16 protein-coding genes are annotated in these 22,748 nt (G+C 70.1%); 6 read left to right on the top strand and 10 right to left on the bottom strand.

All coding sequences use genetic code 11. From position 1 onward, the window contains the following. Nucleotides 1-295: 295 nt before the first annotated feature. The 7 genes from AC2XR2_RS28055 to AC2XR2_RS28025 form a co-directional block, all read right to left on the bottom strand. On the bottom strand, nt 296-5,068 hold the full coding sequence (locus AC2XR2_RS28055; RefSeq protein WP_491516623.1) for a putative T7SS-secreted protein: 4,773 nt from the start codon (nt 5,066-5,068) through the stop codon (nt 296-298). Further along, nucleotides 5,068-5,670 (bottom strand): hypothetical protein, encoded by a 603-nt coding sequence (locus AC2XR2_RS28050; protein WP_491516622.1) that lies wholly within the window; start codon nt 5,668-5,670, stop codon nt 5,068-5,070. The genes AC2XR2_RS28055 and AC2XR2_RS28050 overlap by 1 nt, the downstream gene beginning before the upstream one ends. Beyond that, nucleotides 5,667-6,014 (bottom strand): SseB family protein, encoded by a 348-nt coding sequence (locus AC2XR2_RS28045; RefSeq protein WP_381297311.1) that lies wholly within the window; start codon nt 6,012-6,014, stop codon nt 5,667-5,669. Before AC2XR2_RS28045 ends, AC2XR2_RS28050 begins: the two co-directional genes overlap by 4 nt. Before the next feature lie 116 nt (nt 6,015-6,130). After that, nucleotides 6,131-7,204, bottom strand: coding sequence for a hypothetical protein (locus AC2XR2_RS28040; protein ID WP_491518513.1), 1,074 nt, complete (start codon nt 7,202-7,204; stop codon nt 6,131-6,133). Nucleotides 7,205-7,313: 109 nt separating this feature from the next. After that, on the bottom strand, nt 7,314-8,258 hold the full coding sequence (locus AC2XR2_RS28035) for an N-acetylneuraminate synthase family protein (RefSeq protein WP_381297313.1): 945 nt from the start codon (nt 8,256-8,258) through the stop codon (nt 7,314-7,316). Nucleotides 8,259-8,271: 13 nt separating this feature from the next. Continuing rightward, the gene (locus tag AC2XR2_RS28030) at nt 8,272-9,531 is read right to left on the bottom strand and encodes a cytidylyltransferase domain-containing protein (protein ID WP_491516621.1); all 1,260 of its coding nucleotides are present in this window, start codon (nt 9,529-9,531) and stop codon (nt 8,272-8,274) included. Nucleotides 9,532-9,581: 50 nt separating this feature from the next. Next, entirely contained in the window at nt 9,582-10,925 is a 1,344-nt protein-coding gene (locus AC2XR2_RS28025; RefSeq protein ID WP_491516620.1) for a DUF6716 putative glycosyltransferase, read from the bottom strand. Nucleotides 10,926-11,123: 198 nt separating this feature from the next. Between AC2XR2_RS28025 and AC2XR2_RS28020 the strand changes: the two genes are divergently transcribed. From AC2XR2_RS28020 to AC2XR2_RS27995, 6 genes are all read left to right on the top strand, one after another. After that, complete coding sequence (locus AC2XR2_RS28020) at nt 11,124-12,110, top strand: glycosyltransferase family 2 protein (protein ID WP_491516619.1); 987 nt, start codon at nt 11,124-11,126, stop codon at nt 12,108-12,110. Further along, nucleotides 12,110-13,453, top strand: coding sequence for an alpha-2,8-polysialyltransferase family protein (locus tag AC2XR2_RS28015; RefSeq protein WP_381297321.1), 1,344 nt, complete (start codon nt 12,110-12,112; stop codon nt 13,451-13,453). Before AC2XR2_RS28020 ends, AC2XR2_RS28015 begins: the two co-directional genes overlap by 1 nt. Nucleotides 13,454-13,757: 304 nt before the next feature. Further along, nucleotides 13,758-14,432, top strand: coding sequence for an FkbM family methyltransferase (locus AC2XR2_RS28010; RefSeq protein WP_491516618.1), 675 nt, complete (start codon nt 13,758-13,760; stop codon nt 14,430-14,432). 67 nt (nt 14,433-14,499) lie between these two features. Further along, a complete protein-coding gene (locus AC2XR2_RS28005) occupies nt 14,500-15,522 on the top strand; it encodes a glycosyltransferase family 2 protein (RefSeq protein WP_491516617.1) in 1,023 nt (340 codons plus the stop codon). Further along, nucleotides 15,512-15,934: a GtrA family protein gene (locus tag AC2XR2_RS28000; protein ID WP_491516616.1), complete on the top strand. Its 423-nt coding sequence runs from the start codon at nt 15,512-15,514 to the stop codon at nt 15,932-15,934. The genes AC2XR2_RS28005 and AC2XR2_RS28000 overlap by 11 nt, the downstream gene beginning before the upstream one ends. Next, entirely contained in the window at nt 15,931-17,202 is a 1,272-nt protein-coding gene (locus AC2XR2_RS27995) for an NAD(P)/FAD-dependent oxidoreductase (RefSeq protein ID WP_491516615.1), read from the top strand. The genes AC2XR2_RS28000 and AC2XR2_RS27995 overlap by 4 nt, the downstream gene beginning before the upstream one ends. On the opposite strand, the gene AC2XR2_RS27990 is transcribed toward AC2XR2_RS27995, so the two are convergent. Genes AC2XR2_RS27990 through AC2XR2_RS27980 form a run of 3 tightly spaced genes read right to left on the bottom strand, consistent with a single transcriptional unit; the run spans nt 17,192 to nt 22,683 of the window. Then, complete coding sequence (locus AC2XR2_RS27990) at nt 17,192-18,883, bottom strand: hypothetical protein (protein ID WP_491516614.1); 1,692 nt, start codon at nt 18,881-18,883, stop codon at nt 17,192-17,194. The genes AC2XR2_RS27995 and AC2XR2_RS27990 overlap by 11 nt on opposite strands. 9 nt (nt 18,884-18,892) lie before the next feature. After that, on the bottom strand, nt 18,893-21,223 hold the full coding sequence (locus AC2XR2_RS27985) for a glycosyltransferase (RefSeq protein WP_491516613.1): 2,331 nt from the start codon (nt 21,221-21,223) through the stop codon (nt 18,893-18,895). Beyond that, on the bottom strand, nt 21,220-22,683 hold the full coding sequence (locus tag AC2XR2_RS27980; RefSeq protein ID WP_491516612.1) for a glycosyltransferase family 29 protein: 1,464 nt from the start codon (nt 22,681-22,683) through the stop codon (nt 21,220-21,222). Before AC2XR2_RS27980 ends, AC2XR2_RS27985 begins: the two co-directional genes overlap by 4 nt. Nucleotides 22,684-22,748: the final 65 nt, after the last annotated feature.

Here is a 22,748-nt window from a genome sequence, read left to right as displayed (position 1 = left end):
GTTGCCCATTCATTCCGTGGAGGTGATTGTCAATCCATCCCGGAGTAGAGACACCCCCTCTCCGGTGAAATTGACCTTTGCATTGTGGGGAGGATCGACAAAATCGACCAGAGACCCATACCGGTTGATCCAATTCAGAAGAACCGGGGGGCTCGCGGCCGAGTCAACGTCCGCAGGATCCACACTAAATCGCTGCCCTGCTCGAACGATTCCGCCCACACATCGCACAATGCACGTTGCCGACCCAGAACCCACCTCATCAACTGAATAGATTTGAAGCTTCCCCAGATTTTGATCAGCCATGCCTATACGCTTCCGTGATAAATTTTTGCACTTGTTCAGGCGTCAGTTTCGGAACGTCGAATCTCAAAGCATCACTGATATCTCCATACAAGTTCAACCTGGGTACATGGATCCCCATGTCGGCGAGGATCCCCCTGGCAGCTTCCACCGGAAGTACCACACTGGCCCTTTGCGCCAGCTCTCCGGCAGGGAGACCGACGGCGACCTCCGCTTCGGGCGGGATGAATCCCCTCTCGAGGGGCACTCCTTCCAGCGCACTCCTGGGAATCAACTGAACTACAGCCTCCCCATACTGCTCCGAGTGTCGCGCGAAAGTAGTAGCCACGCCCGGATCGGTAGATGTGGGCGTGTATCCACTCGCCTGAGTTCCGCTGCTCGCATCGAAGTCTCTGGTCGTACCCCGGAAAAGGTGTTCCCCATCAGTGCATGCTTTTGGTGCCAACCCCAGGGCATCGGTCCACGCATGTGGGTTCCGCACATAAGTGGCCGGATTCAGTGCTGGTGCCAGACCGAGCGGATCTACGGAGAGGTACCGCGCAGTTTCCGGATCGTAGTAGCGGAAGTAATTATGATGCAGCCCCGTTTCGGGGTCGAAGTACTGGCCTGGAAAGCGCAGCGGGGTGTATGCCGTGCTGTCCGCCGCCCAGGCTGTCGTGCCCCACAGGGTGCTTCGGGTGCGCCAGGCTATGTCGCCCTGTTCGTCGAGCAGTTCCGTCGGGGTGCCGACCAGGTCCGTGACGATCGCGAAGAAGCGGGAGTCGATCTCCTGCTGCGGGGCGTCCGCCGCTGTGATGCGTTCCGTCTGGGACAGGGGGTGCAGGCCCTGGTGGTCCCAGGTCAGGGTTACCTGGTGGGGAACGGACGGGGAGCTCGTCGTCTGTTCGCAGAGGGTTGTGCCGTCCCACGTGAAGTCCATCTGTTCCAGGACCGATTCGTCGTCCGGGGACAGGCGTTGCTTTGCGATTCTGCGGCCCAGCGGGTCGTAGCGGTAGCGCCAGCGGGTGCCGTCGGGCGTTGTCACCGCCGTCAGGCGGTCCTCCGCGTCCCACTCGTAGCGCCACGTGTCCGGCTTGCGGGACAGCCGGGTCTTCTGGCGGAGGGTGATGCGGCCCGCTTCGTCGTGTTCGTAGCGGACGGAGCCGGCCCGGGTGATGCGGGTGCCGACGTACTCCCGAGGCCCGGTCGATTCGCTGCCCGGGTGCTCCGTCGGCCAGGAGGCCGCGGTCTGGTTGCCCGCCTCGTCGTACGCGTACGTCTCCGTCCAGTTCGCCGCGTGGACCGCCGTCACCCGGCCGGCGGCATCGAGATCGAAGTGGCGCGTGCCGTTCAGGTCGTCGATGGCCGTGAGGTTGCCGTCGGGGCGGTAGGTGTACGCGCGGTGCTGGAGGCGGTTGCCGGCGGGGCCCACCAGGTCCTGTTTCGTCAGGCGGCCCAGCGGGTCGAAGGACTGGGTCAGCCTCACCGACTCGCCTATGTGGCGGATCAGTTCGCGGCCCGCCTCGTCGTGCGTGAAGGTGAGGGTGCGGCCCGACACCACCATGTCGGTCCGGTTGCCCGACGCGTCGTACGACCAGGTCGTCGTGGCGCCGGTGGGCGTGGTGCGGCTCGTTCTGCGGCCCAGTTCGTCGTACGTGTGGGTGAGGGTGCGGCCATTCACCGTTTCCGACAGGACGCGGCCCGCTTCGTCCCTGTGCAGCGTCAGGACCGCGTCCGGGCCCGTCGCCTCCGCCAGGGCGCCCGACGGATCGTACGCGTACGTCGTGACCGCCCCGGCCGCCTCCTTGCGGATCACCCGGCCCAGGACGTCCCGTGAGAAGTGGATCGACTGGCCGGATGCCGTGGTGCTCTCCGTCAGTTGGCCGGCCCGATCGTGGGTGTAGGTCAGCGTGCGGCCGTCGAAGTCCGTCTCCGAGACCAGGCGGCCTGCCGCGTCGTAGTCGTAACTCCACGTCAGGCCTTGTGGGTTCGTCACCCGCGTGAGGCGCAGTTCCGTGTCGTGGGCGAACTCGTAGCGCACGCCGTCCGGGCCCGTGCGGGCCGCCAGCAGGTCGAAGTGGGTGTACTCGAAGCGGGAGACCGCGCCCGAGGCGTCGGTGTGGGCGACGCAGTTGCCCTCTCCGTCGTACGTCCAGGACTCCGTTGTGCCGTCCGCGGCCGTACGGCGGGACAGGCGGCCCTCCACCGTCCATTCCAGGGCCGTCACCGACCCCGTGGGGTCAGTGATCCGCACCGGGCGGCCGAAGGCGTCCCGTGAGTAGCGGGTCACCGCGCCCAGGGGGTCGGTGATCTCCAAGGGGAGGCCCGCCGCGTCACAGCGCACCCTCGTGGTGTCGCCGAGGGCGTTGGTGACGGTCTCCAGGTGGCCCCGGTCGTCGTACGTGAAGCGGGTCGTCGCCCCCGACGCGTCGGTCACCGCCGTGCGGTTGCCGAACTCGTCGAATTGCTGGGCGACATGGGTGCCGTCCGCGCCGGCCACCGCCACCGGTAGTCCCTGGTCGTCGTACGCGATGCTCGTGTAGCGGCCGTCCGGTCGGATCGCCAGGACCGTGCGGCCCGCCTCGTCGTACGCGTAGCTCACCGTGCGGCCCAGCGGGTCGGTGACCGTGAGGGGGCGGTGGGCGCGGTCGCGGGTGGTGTGGGTCGTGGCGCCGTCCGGGGTGGTCACCGCCGCCACCTGTACGTCGCCGTTGATCTCGTACAGGGTGCTGTGGCCCAGGGAGTCGACCGCGGTGACGGTTCGGCGGCCCGTCGTCGGGTCCAGGTCGCCGTAGGTGTACCGGTAGCTCAGGTGGCCTGCCTCGCCGCCCTGCGAGACGCAGCGGTCCTCGTCGTCGTAGACGTAGTGGTACGAGGAGTTGTTCGTGTCCGTCCAGGCCGTGACGCGGCCGGTCGCGTCGTTGGTGAAGCGGGTGGGGAGGCCGGAGGACTTCGTCACCGCCGACAGGTGGCCCTCGGCGTCATAGTCGAAGCGGACCAGCTCGATGTCCTCGGCCGAGGCCAGGTGGAGGGACGTGATGCGGCCGCCCTCGGTCGAGATCCTCACGTGGTGGCCGACCGAGTGCACGATCCCCGTCGGGGCGCCCTCCTCGTCGTACTCGAAGGTCAGCCACTGGCTGCCCGAACGGTCGATGAGCTGGGAGAGCAGGGCGATGCCATTGCCGTCGCCGCCCGGACCCGCGAAGTCCCAGATCCGGCCGGTGACAGGGTCGGTGACCGTGTAGTCGCCGTACTCGTCGACCGTCAGCGGATGGCCTTCGCCCGCCAGTGGGAGCACCGGCACACCGGGAGCGGGATGCGGGTACGCCAGCAACGAGCCGTCCTCGCGGACGAAGACGACTCCCTCGGCGTCGATCTCCAGGCGCTGGTCGGCGGTGGACGTCCACTTCGGGCCGAACCAGCGGCCCGCCCGGTACGACGACTCGAACTGGCGGGAGAACACCAGCGGGAGCCTGGCCGGGAGCGACACGTCCGTCTGCGGCAGGGACATGCGGCCGGTGGCCATGTCGATCGGGTCGCTGCCGAACACCTTGCACCACAGCCGACGGGCGGCGTCCATCGGCGCCCTGCGCACACCGTCGCGCGCGGCTCCCGTCGCCGCGTCCTTGGCCGCCCCCCGCAGCGCGTCCTTCAGCGCGGCCCGGCCCACACCCCCCGCGCCCTTCCCGCCGATCAGGTTCGAGATGAAGTACCCGCCCGCGTCCCCCGGGTCGCTCGACCACCCCGTCCCCAGGATCGACATCGGCAGGCGCTCAGGATGGGCCGCCGTCCCCACCAACCCCGCCAGCAGCATCGAGGAGTTCTTCGACCACTCGCCGGGGTGGGTGAGGTTGTAGGGGTCGAGCGGGTTGACCGTGCGGGCCAGTTTCAGGACGTCCGTGCCGCCGCGCAGCAAACCGCCCAGCACGTGGACCGAGTTGAGCTGGGTGCCGACGAACAGGTCCGCCGCGCCCGCGCCCAGGCGGTCGGTGAACTCCGGTTTCGGTGGGGCCGATTGCAGCGCGGTGGCGATCTTGCGGCGGGCGTCCTCCGCCACGTCGGTGCGCTGGCGGCGGGCGCGCTCCAGGATGTCCTGCGCCTCCTGGCGGCCCCCGCTGCCCGGATCCACGTATTCACCCGGGTCGATCGGTTTCGGGCCGGGGTCCTCGCCGGCACGGGCGGCGGCGTTGTACTGCTCCGCGGCCTTGCTGTAGGCCGTCGTCTCCGCCTCGTACTCCTGGCGTGCCCGTCGGCTGGCCCGCTCCGCGTCCCGGTACTTCTCGATCGCCGCCCGCGCCCGCCCCTGCGCCCACTCCACCATGTCGGCGTACGACTCCAACGCCCCCGCCGCCGCCGTACACGCGTCCGCCGCCGTCAGCCACTGCTTCGGCTGGACCTCGAACTTCGCGCGGAACGCGTCCGCCGCCTGTCCGCGCCACTCGCCCGGGTCCAAAGAGCGCATGCCCTGGCCGACGTTCTCGAAGGCCGTCGCGAACTTCCGTAGGTGGACTGCCCGTTCGCGGAGCGCTCCCGAGCTGCCGTGGATCAACTCCTTCGGGTCCTCGGTCTCGCCCAGCGCGCGTTCCGCGACCGTGCCGCCCAGGCGGTTGTTGACACTCTCGCCGACGTCGCGGACCTTCTCCGCCGCGCCGTCCGCGCCCACGTCCGACAGCACGCCGGCCGCCTTGTCCGTGCCCCAGCCCACCGCCTCGCCGACGCCCTTGTTCAGGCCGTCCGCCGCGCTCTCCAGACCGTCGCCGAAGTCGTCGACCAGATCCCCGAAGCCCATCAGCCCTCACCCTCCGGGGAGTCCGCCGACGGGGGTCCGCTCCACTGCCAGTCCGTCCGCGGATCGAACAACGCGTCCGGCGTCACCGTCGAGGTCGAGACGTCCTCCGCCGCCTGCGACCATGCCGCCTTCACCTCGTCCTGGCCCGACGTGAACGACTCCGCGCTGTAGTCCGCGTTCGCCACCTGGGAGACGGGGTTGTCCTTCAACGTCTCCGACCAGGAACGTTCCTTCACCTCCTCCGGGGAGAGGTACGGGTTGCCCGTGCCGGCCGTCCACACCGACTTCAGGGTGTCGGAGACGTACTGCTCCTGCTCGTGGTAGATCCCCGCCGACAGTCCGAGGCGGCCCGCGAACTCGTTCGCGTCCTGCATCAGGGAGCGCACGCCCCAGCCCCAGCGGTCGCAGAAGTCCCCGAACACCTGCTGGAGACCGTCGTCGCCGACCTCCAGGCCCGTCATCGACAGGTCGTCGAAACCGCGGCCCAGATTCGCCTCGATGTCGAAGCCGAACTGCTTCAGCTCCGCCATCGCCTGGTTGATGCCGCGGGTGATCCGTTCCATCGCCTCCGGATCGACCTGATAGCCGTCACCGGCGCTCACGACGCGACGTCCACGGCCACCGCGTCCGGCACGATCCCCGTCACCGGGGGCAGCACCATGCCGGTCGGGCTTCCCGCGTCCACCGCGATACCGACCGGGCCGTCCACCCTCGGGACCACCTGGTCCAGCAGGCGTGCGCCGAACACGGGCACCCAGCCGGGCGGAGCCTCGCCCCGCGCCTCGGCGAACCGTTCCAGCGCCGCGCGTTCCGTGAACGCAAACAGCCAGCGAATGCCGCCCGCCTCCACCGACAGCAACGAGCCGTCGACCACCGGCACCAGGACCTCCCTGCGCCGGAACTCCCCCACCCATGCCCGCCGTTCACCCAACGCCTCGGCACTCACGCCAGCCGCCCCCGTCGTAGACCCCATCGAACGTCGCACAAGTGAACGATGATGCTAGACGATTCGGCTGTGCGCCGCCCCCGGCGTTTCGGACGCGGCGTTTCGGACGCGGCCGTTCAGACGATCGGCACCGCCGTCACCGCCGACAGCCGGTGCACATCCCTCGCCGACCCCGTCACCCCCGACAGGAACCCCTGCGCCCGCGGCGACGCCGTCTCCGTCAGCCAGTCGGGATCGATGTCACAGACCGCCACCCGGACCTCCGTGCCCGCGAGCGCCAGCGGAAGCGTGTGGACGACGGTCGACGGGAAGCTGAGGATCGTACGGCCGATCGGGCCCCGTCGGGCGATCAGTTCCAGCGGGAGGTCCGGGCGGACGATCTCCAGGCCCGTCTCCACGGCCAGCCGGTGGAGCTTCTCCGTCGACTCGCGGCGGTGGGCGAAGTACCGCGTCGCACCATGGGTCTTGGCGAGGCCGGTCACCGCCTCCAGGTAGCGGTCGGCGTCCACCACGCCCGTCTCCACCAGTGAAGTGCCCACCATGTCCGCGCCCTTGGTGATGCGCGGCGGGCCGAAGCGGGCGCGGGTCCAGGCGAAGGAGTTCGACGAGACCGTCACCCCCGCCGGTGTCTCCGTCATCGGCATCGAGGAGAAGATCTCGACTCGCCGGCCCTCCCCCGGCGTCAGGCGTTTGCGGGCCGCCGCAGAGATCGGCGCGAAGGCGAGGTCGCGGGGGCTCGGACGGCCGCCCTTGCGGTGCCAGCGCACGAGGCGTTCCCCACGGGCCAGTTGGGACACGAACTCCATCGTCGCCGTGCCGTCGTCGACCACGACCAGGTCGTCGGCGCGGGTGATGGTCAGGAGGAGTTGCACGTAGCGGGAGAAGGGGTCGCCCAGGACCACGCGGTCCGCCCTGCGGAGCATCCCCGCCAGGCCGCCGATGGTCTGGAAGGGGGCCCCCGGGCCGCCCCTCGCCTCCTCCCAGCGGACCTCGTGGCCCTCCTCGCGGGCGAGTTCCGCCATGCGGCGCAGCTGGCCGCGGGTCATGGGGTCGGTCGGGGACAGCACGACGAGGGTGAGCTCGGCGCCGGGCCCGTGGGCGTGCGCCCACTCCAGCGCGTTCAGGAGCTGTACCGGACTCTCCACGAACGCGAGAGTGCGGGGGCCGGTGTTGCCGGCGCGGGGGCTCATCGACGTACGACCGTCCCGTCGTAAGGCGCTCATGAGGGGCGCGTAAGCAGGAGAGGCGCCGGGCCCTCGGCGAAGGCGAACAGCGGCCGAGGACCCGGTGCTTGGTGGATCAGACCGAGACCGGCTCGCCCGCGGCGGCGGCGATCTCCGCCTCGGCGACCACACCGGTGACGCGGCGCAGCTTCTTCATGGGGCCGAGCTCGGAGTCGTAGACCTTCTTGACGCCGTCGCCGAGGGAGGCCTCGATCGTGCGGATGTCGCGGACGAGGCGCTGGAGGCCCTGCGGCTCCACCGACGCGGCCTGGTCGGAGCCCCACATCGCGCGGTCCAGGGTGATGTGGCGCTCGACGAAGGTGGCGCCCAGGGCGACCGCAGCGAGGGTGGTCTGCAGGCCCGTCTCGTGACCGGAGTAACCGATCGGGACGTTCGGGTACTCCTCCTGGAGCGTGTTGATCACGCGGAGGTTGAGCTCCTCGGCCTTGGCCGGGTAGGTCGAAGTGGCGTGGCAGAGAAGGATGTTGTCGCTGCCCAAAACCTCGACCGCGTGGCGGATCTGCTTCGGCGTCGACATGCCGGAGGAGAGGATGATCGTACGGCCCGTGGCGCGCAGGGCGCGCAGGAGCTCGTCGTCGGTGAGGGAGGCGGAGGCCACCTTGTGGGCGGGGACGTCGAACTTCTCCAGGAAGGCGACGGCCTCGGTGTCCCACGGGGAGGCGAACCAGGCGATCCCCTTCTCCTTGCAGTACTCGTCGATCTGGCGGTACTCGTCCTCGCCGAACTCCACGCGGTGGCGGTAGTCGATGTAGGTCATCCGGCCCCAGGGGGTGTCGCGCTCGATGTCCCACTGGTCGCGCGGGGTGCAGATCTCGGGGGTGCGCTTCTGGAACTTCACGGCGTCGCAGCCGGCCTCGGCGGCCACGTCGATGAGCTTGAACGCGTTCTCCAGCTCGCCGTTGTGGTTGATGCCGATCTCGCCGCAGATGTAGACGGGCTGGCCGGGTCCGGCGATGCGCTCGGTGCCGAAGGTGCGCAGGCGGGTGTTCACAGCAGACATGGCGGAACGTTCCTTACTTGTCGAGGGAGTCGAGAGAGGGGCCGAGGATCCAGCTGGCGATCTCTCGGATCGCGCCGTCGCCACCGGGGACGGTGGTGACCGCACGGGCGGCGCCGCGTACCACGTCGTGGGCGCTCGCGACCGCCACGGGCCAGCCCACGAGGGCGAAGCACGGGAGGTCGTTGACGTCGTTGCCGACGTAGAGCACGCGCTCGGGCGCGATGCCCTGCTCCTCGCACCACTGCTTGAGGGCGAGGTCCTTCCGGTCGATGCCGTGCAGCACGGGGATCTTCAGCTTCCGTGCGCGGGCGGCGACGACCGGGTTCTGCTCCGTGGAGAGGATCAGCATCTTCAGCCCGCTGTTGCGCAGGGCGGCGATGCCGAGTCCGTCGCCGCGGTGCACGGAGACGAACTCCTTTCCATCGGCGTCGATCAGCACCCGGTCGTCGGTCTGGGTGCCGTCGAAGTCCAGGACGACCGCGTCCACGTCCGCGAAGGACGGGAGCGCGCCGGGGCGCTCGGCGTCGAACAGGGGCGCGAGTGCCCTTGCCCGGGCGAGGTCGTGCGGGTCGTCGATCTCCAGCACGCGGGCGGGGTCGGTGCGCACGAGTTCGGTGCGGCCGAAGAAGCGGTGCTGGTGCTTGCGGAAGCCGGGCGCGTCCATCGCGTAGGCGGCGCCGGTCTCCAGGAGGTCCTGGGGGCGGTCCTGGCGGCGGGGGCGGAAGGACTTGTCGTGGTTGACGCCGTAGCCACCGCCTACGGCCGCCTCGGCCTCGGTGACGGTGCCCGCCGTGATCGCCTCGTCGAAGGGGTCCGCGTCGCGCCAGATGAAGCCGTGGAAGGGGGCCACCGTGACCGCCGTGTCCGCGCCGTTCTCGACGATCGCGGAGGCCACACCGTCGATGTCCTCGCGGACGATGAACGGGCTCGTGCACTGCACGAACACCACCACGTCGACGGCGGAGCCGTGCAGGGCCTCGTGGGCGTCCATGGCGTGCAGGACGGCCGCCTCGGAGGTGGCGGTGTCACCGGCGATCGCGGCGGGCCGCAGCACGACCTCCGCGCCGGCCGAGCGGGCGGCGGCGGCGATGGCCTGGTCGTCGGTGGAGACCACGACGTCCGTCACCAGCCGGGTGGCCCGGCACTCACGCACGGCACGGGCCACCAGCGGTACACCGCCGACGGGGGCGAGGTTCTTCGCGGGCACGCCCTTGGAGCCGCCGCGCGCGGGGATCACCGCGAGCACCCGGCGCACGGCTTGCGGGTGGGACATGGGGTCTACTCCTTGATACGGGGTCACAGCTCCCCCATCCGGGTACGTGGTCACAGCTCGCCCATCCGGCGGATCACCGGGGCCACCCGCTGCACGCCGTGGCGGTACGCCCCCCGCGCCGCGCGGCGGACGATCTGCCGTACCGGGCCGGGCTCCTTGTCGGCGGCGGGGGCGCCCGGCAGTGGCGTGCCGTCGGGGCCCAGGTGGTGGCGGGCGAGGATGCCGGGGAGGTAGCCGGGGGCCGTGGTGGGTGTGTAGTACGGGGTCAGCGGCGGCATCTCGGGCGTGGCCAGCAGCTTGGCGATGCGCTCGCGGGCCGTGTCGAACGCGGCGGCGTACGTGCCGTCGGCGACCACGCCCTGCCGGGCCACCCATTCCTCGTCCGCCACCGGCCGGTGTCCCGCGTCCAGTTGGTCCCAGGAGGCGAGGCAGCCCGAGCCCACGAAGTGGTGGTTGCCGAGGGTCTCGCGCACGCCCAGGTCGGTCAGGACGACCGTCGGGATGCGGCGGTGCAGGGACTCCAGGGCGGCCGTGGAGCTGATGGTGACCAGCAGGTCGGTGTGGTCGAGGACCTCGCCCATGTTCCCGTACATGAGGCGGAAGTTGGCCGGCGGATCGAGCCGCTGGACCAGCTTCTGGTACGGCAACTCCTCGATGTGAGTGGTGTGTTCGCCGGGCCTGGAGCGCAGCTTGAGCAGCACCTCGCGCTCGGGGTGCAGCCGTGCGTGCCGGACCAGCCGCTCCAGGAGGTACATCCGGTCCCTGCGGTTGTCCGGCACCGAGGGCTGCACCGCGAACACCACGGTGTACGGGGTGTGTTCACCTTCGTAGGCCGCGCCGCCGAGGAAGGGCAGGGCCACCTCGGTCACGGCGGAGGCGTCGGCGCCGACCCCCTCGTACACCGCGCGGAAACGCTCGGCGTCCTGGCGGGAGTTGGCGAGGACCAGGTCCGCTCCGTGCCGCAGGAGCAGGCCGTCGGCGAGCTTCTCGTAGACGACGCCGACATAGCCGGTGACGACGACGGGCCGCTTCTCCCGACCCTCCCAGACCCGCGCGAGGCCGTGCAGCATCGCCTGGACCCCGCCGCCGACCAGGGCCAGGACGACGAGGTCGTACGACGTCTCGGCCATGGCGCGCAGGAACTCGACGGCGGTGACCTCCCGCAGGGAGTCCGCGCGCACGCCGACCTCCTCGAGCTGGCGCGGGGTGGGGGTGGCCCGGCCGCGCAGCAGGTATCCGTCCAGCGCGAGGCCGACTTGCGCCCCGCCTCGCGGTGCGGCTTCCATGGACGGATCCGGGGCTATGCGGTCGGCGGTCAGCGCACCCCATTTCCAGCGGGTGTCGGAGTCCGCGAGGACGGCGATTCGGAGGGACTTCGGTGTACTTGGCGGCACGACGAAGACGCTAGGAAGCAATTTCTAGGTGCGGCCCAACCGCGAATCAACGAAAAGTTAACAACACCCCACCGAGAGCCGAACTGGCCCGCCGAAGACCGGGAAGTACACGGGATGCACCGTTCCGACACATCGAGTTCACCCTCAGTCCCCTTTCCGGAAAGTTCCGCTGCCGGACCGCCTTCTAGCGTTTCTCGGGTGCCTAAGCTCTCCGTCATCGTGCCGTTCTACAACGTGCAGCAATACGCCCCGGACACCCTCCGAAGTCTCCGCATGAATGCGCGCCGGGATTTCGAGTTCGTGCTGGTGAACGACAGATCCAAGGACGAAACCCCGGCCATTCTCGACCGTGCGGCCGAGGATCTCTCGGACGTCGCCCAGGTGCAGGTCATCCACCACGAGACGAACGGAGGGCTCGCCACCGCGCGCAACACCGGCCTGGACGCGGCACGGGGCGAGTACCTGACCTTCCTGGACGGTGACGACTGGCTGGCGCCGGGTTACCTCACGGAACTGGTCACCGCCATCGAGGAGTTGGGCTGCGACTTCGTGCGCACCGACCATGTGCAGACGGTCGCCCGCGCCCGGACCGTGCACCGGGTGCCGGTCGGGCGGCGCAACGAGGTGCTGAACCCGAGGGACGCGATCCTGCCCGCCGACCGCTCGACCTCCGTGGACTACGCGTTCGCCTGGGCCGGTGCCTACCACCGCCGGCTGCTGGACAAGGGCCTGCTGCACTTCACGGACGGGCTGCGCACGGCCGAGGACCGGCCGTGGATCTGGAGGCTGCACCGCGAGGCCGAGTCGTTCGCCGTGGTGAGCCTGCTCGGCGTGTTCTACCGGCGCGGGGTGGCCTCCTCGCTCACCCAGATCGGCGACGCCCGCCAGCTCGACTTCATCCGCGCATTCGACCAGGTCATCGAGGAGACGGCGGCGGACCGGGACGCCGACCGGCTGCTGCCGAAGGCGGTGCGCACCTACTGCGCGATCATCGCCCACCATCTCTCCGACGAGTCCAAGTGGGAGCCGTCCGTGGCCCGGCAGCTGCGGACCATGAGCGCGGCCGCCATCAAGCGGATGCCGCAGGACATGCTCGGTGACGTGCTCGACACCATGGACCTGCGCCGCTCCGCCAAGCTGCGGCGGCTGCGGCGGCGGGTCACCTCAGCGAAGGCGGCCGCGTGATGGCACAGACCGGTTCCCGTACGACCCAGATCTTCTGCGCCTCGACGCTGTACGGCGCGGTCACGCTGGCCGCCGCGATCGACTCGGACCTGTTCGAGGAGCCCGAGCGGCGGGTGCTGCTGGTGTTCAACAACACCTCCACGCCCGAGACTTCGGTGCCGCTGGACGAGATGCCGGGCTTCGCCCCGCTGCGCGACCACTTCGACGAGGTGCTGTCCTGGAACGAGGCCATCCGCCCCTTCCACCCGGGCTCCTGGACCCCGCGCCCGGACGACGTCCCCCTCTTCGAGCGCTATCTGCGCCTGCTGTGGGGCCTCGGCGAGGACCGGGTCGAACTGGTCCTGGAGTCCATCCAGGTCACCCCCGCCCTGACCGTCGCCCAGATCTTCACCGGCGCCCCCGTCGACGTCTACGCCGACGGCCTGATGAGTTACGGCCCCACCCGCAACAAGCTCGACCCGCTGGTCGGCACCCGGGTGCGCCGCCTGCTCCACCTGGACCTGGTCGCGGGGCTCACCCCGATGCTGCTGACCGAGTTCGACGTGCCGCCGGTCGTGGTGCCGACGTCCGCCTTCCTCAAGGCGATGGGCGAAGTCAGCGCGTCGGTCCAGGAGTTGCCGCGGGTTCCGGACGAGGCGGCCCTGCTGCTCGGGCAGTACCTCTCGGCGCTGGACATCCTCTCCCCCGAGGAGGAGGAGAACCTGCACGTACGGATGCTGAAGGGGGCCGTCGCCCAGGGCCACCGCTCGGTCGTCTTCAAGCCTCACCCGAGCGCCCCTGCCCGCTTCAGCCGGGCCCTGGAGGCCGAGGCCGACAAGCTCGGCGTGGCCCTCACCGTCCTGGACGAGCCGGTGCTCGCCGAGGTGCTGTTCGAGAAGGCCCGGCCCGCACTGGTCGTCGGCTGCTTCTCCACCGCCCTGTTCACGGCGTCCGCGCTCTACGACCTGCCGGCCGCCCGCATCGGCACCGAGCTGCTGCTGGAGCGGCTGACGCCGTACCAGAACAGCAACCGGGTGCCGGTGGTGCTGGCGGACGCGGTGCTGCCGGATCTGGAGGGCCGAGGAGGGCAGGAGGCCGTGCCCGCGGACACCCTCAACGCCCTGATCACCGCGCTCGGCTTCACCCTCCAACCGCAGATCCACCCCTCGCTGCGGCCGGCCGCGGAACGCTATCTCTCGCAGCACTTCGGCCCGCGCACCCGCCGCTACTTCCGCAAGAAGCGCCTGACGGCGCTGGGGCTGCCGGGCGGGATTCCGGAGCGGCTGACCTTCCTGCCGCGCAACTCCACGGCGCGCCGGGTGGTGCGGCGGGCGCGGGCGCTGAAGAAGGCTGTGCAGCGCTAGGCGGAACACCGGGTGAACCACGGGGGAATTGCGTGCGCACCTTCTTGAAAAGGCCAGGTCATGGGCTTTATGGCCTGGCTTTTTCGAGTTCCGCGTCACCTGTGACAAGCCTCCGCGGCGCCCCTACCATCGCGGGATGCGTATCCCCCAGCTCGAAGAAGCCAACGCCCGCATGCTGGCGCACGCACCGTCCGTCCGGCCTGTTGCCACCAGCGATATCATCCGAACCCATCGGAAAAAGTTTCCCTATCGCGGCTATGTGGAGATCGACTCCCCTTATTGCCCGCCTTTCGTGATGTTCTGCGTGAATGACGACGCGGTCGGCCTGGACACACTGTGGAACGGCCGGTTCGGCTATGAGCCCGGCAGTCTCGCCACCTGGTCCCGGCTCGCCGCGCAAAGCACGACGATCGCCGATGTCGGGGCGCACGTCGGCTACTTCTCGATGATCGCCGCCCTCGCCAACCCGAAGGCGAAGGTGCACTCCTTCGAGCCCGTGGACCAGATCCACGCCCGGCTCTCGGTGAACGTCCGGTCGAACGCCGCCCAGAACGTGAAGCTGTACCAGGCGGGTGTCTCCAGCGAGGCGGGCTGGGCCGAGATCAGCGTCCGTTTCGCGGGCAACCTGCTGTCCACGGGCTCGACCCTGGAGGGCGGTGCCGCCGACGCCGAGCGGAAGCGGATCCGGCTGGTGTGCCTCGACGAGGTGTTCGCGGAGACCAGGCTGGACCTGGTGAAGATCGACGTCGAGGGTCACGAGATGTCGGTCCTCCAGGGGGCTCGTCAGGTCCTCAAGCGGGACCGGCCGACGGTACTGCTCGAAGCGCTGCGGGACGCGGACATGCGGATCCTCTTCGACGAGTTCGACCCCCTCGGCTACGACTGCCACTGGGTCACCGAGCACGACGGCACGCTCGTGCCGTGGTACGCGCCCCGGCCGGCCAAGACGCGGAACCTGCTGTTCACGCCCAACGATTGAGAGTGCGGACGGCTCCCGGCCACGGCCAGTTGGGCGGAAGTTCACAGACCTTCCATAGCTTCTCCGAATGCCCCAGCAGGACATCCGACCGCGCATACCCGACGTCGTCCCGGCACAGCCGGCGCCGCCGGGACCGGAGCCGGTGCGCCGCTCCCTCGTCTCGTACGTCCTCCCCGTCTACAACGAGGAGGACGGAATCACGGCGTTCCACACCGAGCTGGTCACGGCGCTCGCCGAACGCCCCGAACTTGACTTCGAGTTGGTCTACGTCAACGACGGCTCCGGCGACGGCTCCCTGGCGATCCTGAAGGATCTCGCGAAGAACGACGAGCGGGTCCGGGTCGTCGACTTCGCCCGCAACTTCGGGCACCAGATCGCCATCACGGCCGGTCTCGACGTCGCCCGCGGCGACGCCGTGATCGTGATGGACACCGACCTTCAGGATCCCCCGAGGGTCAGCCTGGAGCTGGTGGACGCCTGGCGGGAGGGTGCCGAGATCGTGCACGCCCGCCGGCGCTCCCGGCAGGACACGGCGTTCAAGCGGGCCACCGCCCACGCCTACTACCGGGTGCTGCGCTCCTCGACCGACGTGGACATCCCGCTGGACACCGGGGACTTCCGGCTCCTTGACCGGCGGGTCGCGGACGAGCTGCGCAAGTACCGGGAGCGCAGCCGCTTCGTCCGCGGGATCGTCGCCTCGATGGGCTACCGGCAGACCGAGGTGGCCTTCGACCGGGACGAGCGCTTCGCGGGCGAGACGAAGTACCCGCTGCGCAAGATGGCCCGCCTCGCGATCGACGGCATGACCAGCTTCTCCACCGCCCCGCTGAAGATGATCACGCGGCTCGGCTTCGTGGTGCTCGCGCTGTCGCTGCTCGGGATCGTCTACGCGCTCGCGATGAAGTTCTTCCGCCCCGACATCACCGTCTCCGGCTGGACGATGATGATGTGCGTCGTGCTGTTCCTGGGCGGCACGCAGATGCTGTCGCTGGGCGTCATCGGCGCGTACGTGGGGCGCATCTACAGCGAGGCGCAGGGCCGGCCGCTGTATCTGGTGCGCGAGGTGATCGGCGGCGACGGTGACCGCTGACACCACGGCGCCCGGGACCACGACGGCTCCGGCCCCGCGGCGGCTCTCCCGGCAGCTGCTCAGCTACACCCTGATCGGCGGCAGCGGGGTCGCCCTCGACCTCGTCGTCTTCCTGCTGCTGCACAACACGGCCGGGATGAACGAGCAGTTCGCCAACGCGATCAGCACCACGCTCGGCATCGCCAACAACTTCGTGCTCAACGCACGGTTCACCTTCGAGCGCCGCGACCGCCTCGTCGTGCGCTTCCTGCGGTTCTACGCCGTCGGCCTGACCGGCATCGTCCTGACGAACCTGCTCTTCCTCGCCTTCACCGACGGTCTGGGGATCGACGCCAACCTGATCAAGGCGGCTTCGCTGCCGCTGGTCCTGGCGATGCAGTTCGTGCTCAACAGAAAGTGGAGCTTCGCATGAACCTCGGCATCATCGGCGCGGGTGCCACCGGCCTCACCGCCGCCTGGGACGCCGTACGCGCCGGACACCAGGTCACCGTCCTGGAGGCCGCCGACGAACTCGGCGGTCTGGCCGCCTCGTTGGACGTCGGCGGGGTCCCCCTGGAGCGCTACTACCACCACATCTTCCGCAGCGACAAGGCGATGATCGCGCTCATCGAGGAGTTGGGGCTGGGTGACGCCCTGCGCTTCCACCGGCCGACCACCGGCATCTACCGGGGCGGGAAGCTGATCGACTTCACCACCCCCCTCGACATGCTGCGCTTCCCGGAGTTCGGCCCGGTCGACGCCGTGCGCTTCGCGGGTTCCTCGGCGGTGCTGAAGGCGGTCCGCAACGGCGGCGACCGCTACAACGACCTCACCGCCCTTGTTTGGCTGCGCAAGTGGGCCGGCCGGAAGGCCACCGCCGCGATCTGGGAGCCGCTGCTGCGCGGCAAGTTCGGTGACCGCGCCGAGCAGGTGTCGATGGCGTGGCTGTGGGCGCGGATCCACTGCCGGACCTTCGAACTCGGCTATGTGGACGGCGGGTTCGAGCGGGTGTACGCGGCGCTCAGGGACGGGATCGAGGAGCGCGGCGGGAAGGTGGAGTTCGGCAAGGCGGTCCAGTCGATCCGGCAGGACGGGGCCGAGGAGGCCGTCGTGACCTGCGCGGACGGATCGTCGTACGCCTTCGACCGGTTGATCGTCACCACCCCGCAGCCCGCCTTCGCGAAGGCCGCCGGGCTGCCCGACGACAGCGCGGTGTGGAAGAACCAGTACCTGGGCGCGACCTGCTTCGTCCTGGAGCTGGACCGCAGCGTGATCCCGTACTACTGGCTCAACATCAACGAGCCGGACTTCCCGTTCCTCGCGGTGGTCGAGCACACCAAGATGATCGACCCGTCCGTGTACGGCGGCCGGCACATCCTCTACGTCGGCAACTACGTGGAGCGCGAGGACCGGCGGTTCACCACGGACCCGGGTCAGCTGCTCGACGAGTTCGTGCCGTACCTCAAGCGGATCAACCCGGCCTTCGACAGGTCCTGGATCCAGACCTGGCACTTCTCGAAGGCCGGGTTCGCCCAGCCGGTGGTGACGCCCGAGTACCGGGCGCTGATCCCGGCCCATGAGACGCCCATGAGCCGGGTCACGCTGGCCACGATGGCGCAGATCTACCCCCAGGACCGGGGGCAGAGCTACTCGGTGGCGATGGCCCGCGAGGTCACTACCGCGCTCGGCCTCAACGCCTGACGCACAGCACCAGCCGCTCCCCCGGGCTCCCGGGCGGGCAGTCGTACACGGCGGTGACCCGGCGCCACAGTTCCGGGTCGACGTGGCCCGGCTGGAACCAGGGCCGCTCCAGCACCGCGTACGGGGCCGGGTCGTGGTCGACGCAGTCGGCGTTCTCCTTGAACGACCTCAGCTCGGCCACGTCCGGCAGATAGCGGGTGCGCTGGAGGAAGGTGGCGATCGGGTACCGGCACTGGGCCGGGTGGTCGAGGTCGTACGCCGTCTCCCCGAAGGCCAGGTACAGCACCGGGGCGCCGGGAGGCAGTTCGGCGGCGATCCGGTCGACCTGGTCGGCCGTGCGCCGCTGCTGCTCCAGGTACCCGGCGCCGGTGACGGTGACCTTGCCGTGCAGCACCAGGTGCGGGGAGCCGGGCCAGATGCTCGCGGCCAGCAGGACGACACCGGACAGGGCGACCAGGACGGCCGAGCGGTTCCGCAGCCGCTTCTCCCACAGGACGTCCACCCCGGCCGCGAGCAGCGCGACCAGTCCGGCCGCCCAGACCTCCCATGGCCGCTGGAACCTGCCGGGCAGCTGGGCGTACACCACGGGCAGCACGCCGTAGAGCAGGGACACGAACCCGAAGCACCACGGCGGGGCCTTGCGCGCCCCGCCCACCGCGACCCCCCAGGCGACCGCCGCCACCACCGGCATCTGGGCACCGTGGTAGAGGAACCAGTTGCCCTGTACGACCACGACGGCCTGCGCTGCGAGGCCGATGAGGGCGGCGATCACGAGGAGTTCGGTGCGGCGCAGCCGCCCCCGCACCCGGGTCAGGACGAGCAGTAGCGCGCCCGGCAGGAGCAGCAGCACCGGGCTGGTGACCGCGCGGTCGGCGAGGAAGTCCACCGTGCGGTCGAGGATGAAGTGCGGGCGGATGCCGGTCCGGCTCAGTGCCGACTGATTGATCTGCGGCATGTCCTCGGTCCACTGCCACTCACGGGTGCCCGCGAGGACGCTCAGCCCGAACAGGGCCAGGGCTGCCGGGATGCCGACCAGGGTGATGCGTACCGCCCGGCCCCGGTCGACGGCGTAGAGGAGGAGCACCCCGATCGCGGCGGTCGCGGCGGTGGAGTACTTCATCATCACCGCGAGGCCCAGCGGGAGCGCGGCGAGCAGGGCCGCGGGCCAGGGGCGGCGGGGGCCGAGGGCGGCGGCGACGGCGAACACCGTGAGGACGACGGCCGTCCACTCCGGCTGGAGGAAGTCGTTGCGGGGGGCGAGGGCCAGGGCGAGCCCGGTGGCGCCGGCCGTCAGCGCGGCCTCGCGGGGCGTGGTCCGGCGCAGCAGTGCCGCGTGTAGGGCGTAGGCCGCGGCGGCGGCGAGCAGGACGCCCGCCGCGTTCATCACCGCCTCGCGCACCGCCGTACCGCCGAAGAAGGCGAGGCGGTCGAGGAGGGCGACGAACCACCGGTAGAAGAACGGGCGGTGGGTGAAGACCTCGGAGGGTGAGTAGCCGGCCGCCCGGCCGGTGCGCAGGGCGGCCAGGACGTAGTGGAGGTCGCCGGTGAGACCGCGGGTGAGCACGGTGTACACCACGGCGGCCGCGGACGGCACGGCGACCGCCGCCCACCTGAGGGGTGAGCGGCGGCCGGCGGGCGAGGCGGGCCGTACGGAGGTGTCGTCGGCCAGGGTCGTCGTCATGGTGTGTGCTCAGCCGCCCAGGAGGACCCGCAGGTCCGCCGCGTTGGCCTCGGTGACCTTCCACAGCTCCTGCTGGCGGCCGTGGACGTCGGCGACCGTCCTGTCGTGGTCGGCGAGCAGTTCCTTCGAGCGCTCCACCAGCCGGTCGGCGAGGTGGCGGTCGTGGACCGAGACGCCCCACTCGGGCCGCTCGATGTCCCGCAGGAAGTAGGCCATCTTCGGGTGGGAGATGAGGCTGATGATCGGGGTGCCGCAGCCGAAGGGGATCATGCCCGCGTGGCCGCGCATGCCGATGACCAGCTTGGTGCGGGCGTAGAGGTCGAGGATCTCCTTGTTCTCGAAGTCGTACATCGGGATGACCGGCATCGAGATGCCGTGCTCGCGCCGCAGGTCGAAGACGATCTTCTCGTCGTCCAACGAGTGGGCCACGCACTGGACTTCGGCGAGTTCGCCGAGGTCACGGACGGCCTTGGCCATCTGGGCCAGGAAGTAGCCGTAGTCGTGGCCGAAGCGCAGGCCGGCCCGGTCGTAGGCGGCGTTGATGAGGATCGTGTCGTCGCGCTTGCCGGGATCCTGCCAGCCGGGCACCAGCCGGCGGGTGACCGTGGTCGGGCAGGGCTGGAAGCGGATCTTGTCGTGGAGGTGGGAGGGGACCATGGCCCGGACCTTCTCGATCGAGCCGTGGTTGCGCAGCCCGAAGAAGGAGGACTGCTCGACGAGGAGCCGGAGCGAGTCGCGGAAGCGGTTGGCGCGGTAGGACTGGCCGTCGAAGGCGTTGAAGCCGACGGCGAAGACCGCGACGGGCACGTCGATGCGCTTCAGGAGCTCGTCCGGGACGTTCCACTGCCAGGCGCTGTTGCCGTTGGGCATGGTGTCCGGGATGAACAGACCGCCGCCGCCGATGACCAGACCGCGACGGCGGTTGACGCGCTGGAGGGCGCCCTCGTCGAAGAGGCGGTGGGCGTGCACCGAGTGCCAGCGGCGGGAGGTGGTGTCCGGGCCGAAGGCGGAGCGGACGCTCTCCGGGAGGAGCTTGTCGCCCGCGTTGCCCTGCCGGTCCATGTAGAAGGCGACGTGCGCCAACTGGTCCTCGGGGGCGCCCAGTTCCTGGGCGGGCACGGCGGAGGCGCGCTGGGCCCACAGGCGGCTGGAGCGGTGGGTGGGATCGACGGCCATGCCCGCGGTGGCGTACCGCAGGGCCTCGGTGTTGTCGCCGTGCACCCAGGCCATCTGGGCGAGGCGGGCGTAGGCGGTGGCGGCCCGGTTGGGGGCGGCGGCGGCCAGCAGGAGCTGGGTCCTCGCCTCGTCGTAGCGGGAGACGCTCATCAGGGCGTGGCCGAGGACCTCGTGCGGCCAGGCCTCGTCGAGCGGGATGCGGACGCTGCTCAGGATGTCGACGGCGTCCTGGTAGTCGCCGGTGGAGATGTGGGCGGCGGCCACCTTGCGGGCGGCCTCGACATCACCGGTCCGGGCGACGTGCGGGGTGCCGTAGTGCACGAGCAGGTCGTGGTGCAGGCTCCCCTGCCGGTCCAGGTAGGCGGCCTGGAACTCGGCGTCGGACAGCTCGAACTCGCGCCAGCGCTCCTCGGCCTTGCTGTACCCGGCCTCGCCGCCCTGCCAGGGCTTGTGGCGGCCGGTGAAGTGGAGGATCGCGGTGTCGTCGGGGACCGGGAGGTCGCCGGACAGCCGCCGCTTGACGAAGTTGTAGCGGGCGTCGAGGCGCACGAAGTCGCCGTCCAGGACGGCGTTGAGGATGCCCTGGTCGTGCTTGTCGAGCTCGTAGTCGCCGGAGCGTCCGCACGTGTCGAGCCGGGCGCAGAAGGAGTCGCTCAGGTACTCGCGCTGGATGACCAGCAGACCGGAGTTGAGCTTGTGCTGCCCGTAGAAGAACTGCGGGACGGCCGCGAGGCCCTCGCGCAGCCGGAGGAGTTCACCGAGGTCGCCCAGGACGACCATGTCGGTGTCCAGCGTGATGATGGTGTCGTACTCGCGGATCCTGAAGACGTCCAGGATGAAGTACGCCTTGCGGACCAGGTAGTTGTCCTGGTCGCCCTTCTTGTACGAGTCGTAGTGGTCCGCGTCGACGCGCTTGAGGACGATCCTCGGGTGCAGCGCGCGGATCCGGGCGATCGAGCCGGGCCGCAGGTCGTCGTAGAGGACGACGAAGTCCTCGCACACGTCCGGGTTGGTCAGCGCGAGGCTGCGCAGCAGGACGAGGAAGCCGGGCAGGTAGTTCTCGTCGACGAAGCTGGCGAAGGCGATCTTCCGCTTGCCGGTGAGCGCGTGCGCGTCGGTGACCGGGGCCAGGGGGGCGGTCGCGGTGAGGGAGTTGGTGGTCATCGCAGGGAGATCCTCGTGTCGGTCACGCTCTGGGCCCGCTCCATGACCCATGCCTTCTCGCTGGTGTATTCGTGCACGGAGGTGATGGCGAGCTTCATCGCGTCCTGGACCCGGTAGGCGCCGCTCTCGTAGAAGTCGAAGCCGATCAGGTCGAGCTTCGGGCTCACGTCGAGGAAGTCCAGCAGCCACAGCATGTTGAAGCCGGAGGTCGGGATGCCCGACCAGACGTCGGTGCCGACCTTGCCGATGTTGCGCAGGGGCCAGCGCAGCGACTCGTCGCCGAGGTAGGTCTGGGCGCCGGGCACCAGGCGGTTGCGCAGCGAGTACTTCCAGTCGCCGGAGACTCCGCCGAAGACGAGCCGGGTGGTGACCCGCTGGTCCCAGTTGAAGCCGTGCTTGTGGATCGTGACGTGGATGTCGGTCCTGGCGCCGGTGTGCCTCGGGTCGATCCGGTAGGAGTTGAAGCGGACCACGAGGTCGTACGCGTCGATCTCGGCGCCCAGTGAACTCGCGCCCACACGGCCGGAGTTGGCGATGAGGCAGATCGACTTGCCGGCGATCTGGTTGCGGAACTCGCCGAGGGTGATCCACTGCACGCCGCCGATGGTGGGGTCGTCGACCGGACCGCGCATGCGGTTGCGGCGCTGCTCGGCGTAGAGCTCGACCGCGCGGGTGAGCGCGGCGCCGTCGGTGTCCTCGGTGGAGCGCAGGTCGAGGTACTGGCTGAGCAGTTCCTGCCGCTCCTGCACCGGGGCGTTCTCGTCGTACAGCGCGAGGAGCGCTCCCACCAGCCGGGGCTCGGCCTCGGTCCAGTCGCCGACGGCGTGCGCGGCCAGGCCCTCGGCCCACACGTCGGTGGCGGGGCGGTCGGCGAAGGCGCGGGCGCCGGGGACCTGCCGCGTGAGGAGTCCGAGGAGCTCGCGCTCCTTCTCGCCGGCGATGCGCAGGCCCGCGATGCGGGCGCGGACGCCGAAACCGTCGTCGTCGGTGAGGCTCAGGTACTTCTCGTACGCCTCCAGGGCCTCGGCCTCCTCGCCGAGGGCCTCCAGGAGGCGGGCGCGCAGCCGCCAGCCGGCGCGGGAGTTCTTTCGCTGGGCGAGCACGGTGTCGCTGATGATCAGGGCGAGGTTCAGCTCGTCGTCGTAGCCGCACTCCAGGGCCTTGCTGCCGACGGCCAGGAGGGCGTCGAGCAGTTCGGCCGGGATGTTCGCCGTGGGGGTCGCGGCACCCTTGACGGCCCGCTTCAGCAGGGCGGTCGCACCGGAGGGGGCGGGCGTGGCCGGGGCGGCGGTGGCGGTCGTGCCCCAGACGACCAGCAGCTTGCGCAGCTGTTCGCCGAGTTCGACGCGGCGGCGGTCGACGCTGCCGACGACCTTGCCGCTGTGCGCCGCACAGGCGCGCAGGCAGTCGTCCAGCTCCCCTCCACGCGCGCGTGCACGCCTCTTCTGGACCGTCGTCATGGCTCTCCTGTTGATTTTTCTTGCCAAAGCAAAGACAAGTTCACGGGTTTACTGCGACGTGGGGG

Source organism: Streptomyces sp. LS-MS-L19, from assembly GCF_058382285.1.
Note: the sequence above shows the minus strand (reverse complement) of the source record. Positions and strands in the feature narration are given on the sequence as shown.

What these genes read in the sequence shown, in the direction of transcription:
- AC2XR2_RS28055 (WP_491516623.1), bottom strand. Translation starts at nt 5,068, where the DNA reads ATGGGCTTCGGGGATCTGGTCGACGACTTCGGCGACGGTCTGGAGAGC.
- AC2XR2_RS28040 (WP_491518513.1), bottom strand. Translation starts at nt 7,204, where the DNA reads ATGAGCCCCCGCGCCGGCAACACCGGCCCCCGCACTCTCGCGTTCGTG.
- AC2XR2_RS28035 (WP_381297313.1), bottom strand. Translation starts at nt 8,258, where the DNA reads ATGTCTGCTGTGAACACCCGCCTGCGCACCTTCGGCACCGAGCGCATC.
- AC2XR2_RS28030 (WP_491516621.1), bottom strand. Translation starts at nt 9,531, where the DNA reads ATGTCCCACCCGCAAGCCGTGCGCCGGGTGCTCGCGGTGATCCCCGCG.
- AC2XR2_RS28015 (WP_381297321.1), top strand. Translation starts at nt 12,110, where the DNA reads ATGGCACAGACCGGTTCCCGTACGACCCAGATCTTCTGCGCCTCGACG.
- AC2XR2_RS28005 (WP_491516617.1), top strand. Translation starts at nt 14,500, where the DNA reads ATGCCCCAGCAGGACATCCGACCGCGCATACCCGACGTCGTCCCGGCA.
- AC2XR2_RS27995 (WP_491516615.1), top strand. Translation starts at nt 15,931, where the DNA reads ATGAACCTCGGCATCATCGGCGCGGGTGCCACCGGCCTCACCGCCGCC.
- AC2XR2_RS27990 (WP_491516614.1), bottom strand. Translation starts at nt 18,883, where the DNA reads ATGACGACGACCCTGGCCGACGACACCTCCGTACGGCCCGCCTCGCCC.
- AC2XR2_RS27985 (WP_491516613.1), bottom strand. Translation starts at nt 21,223, where the DNA reads ATGACCACCAACTCCCTCACCGCGACCGCCCCCCTGGCCCCGGTCACC.
- AC2XR2_RS27980 (WP_491516612.1), bottom strand. Translation starts at nt 22,683, where the DNA reads ATGACGACGGTCCAGAAGAGGCGTGCACGCGCGCGTGGAGGGGAGCTG.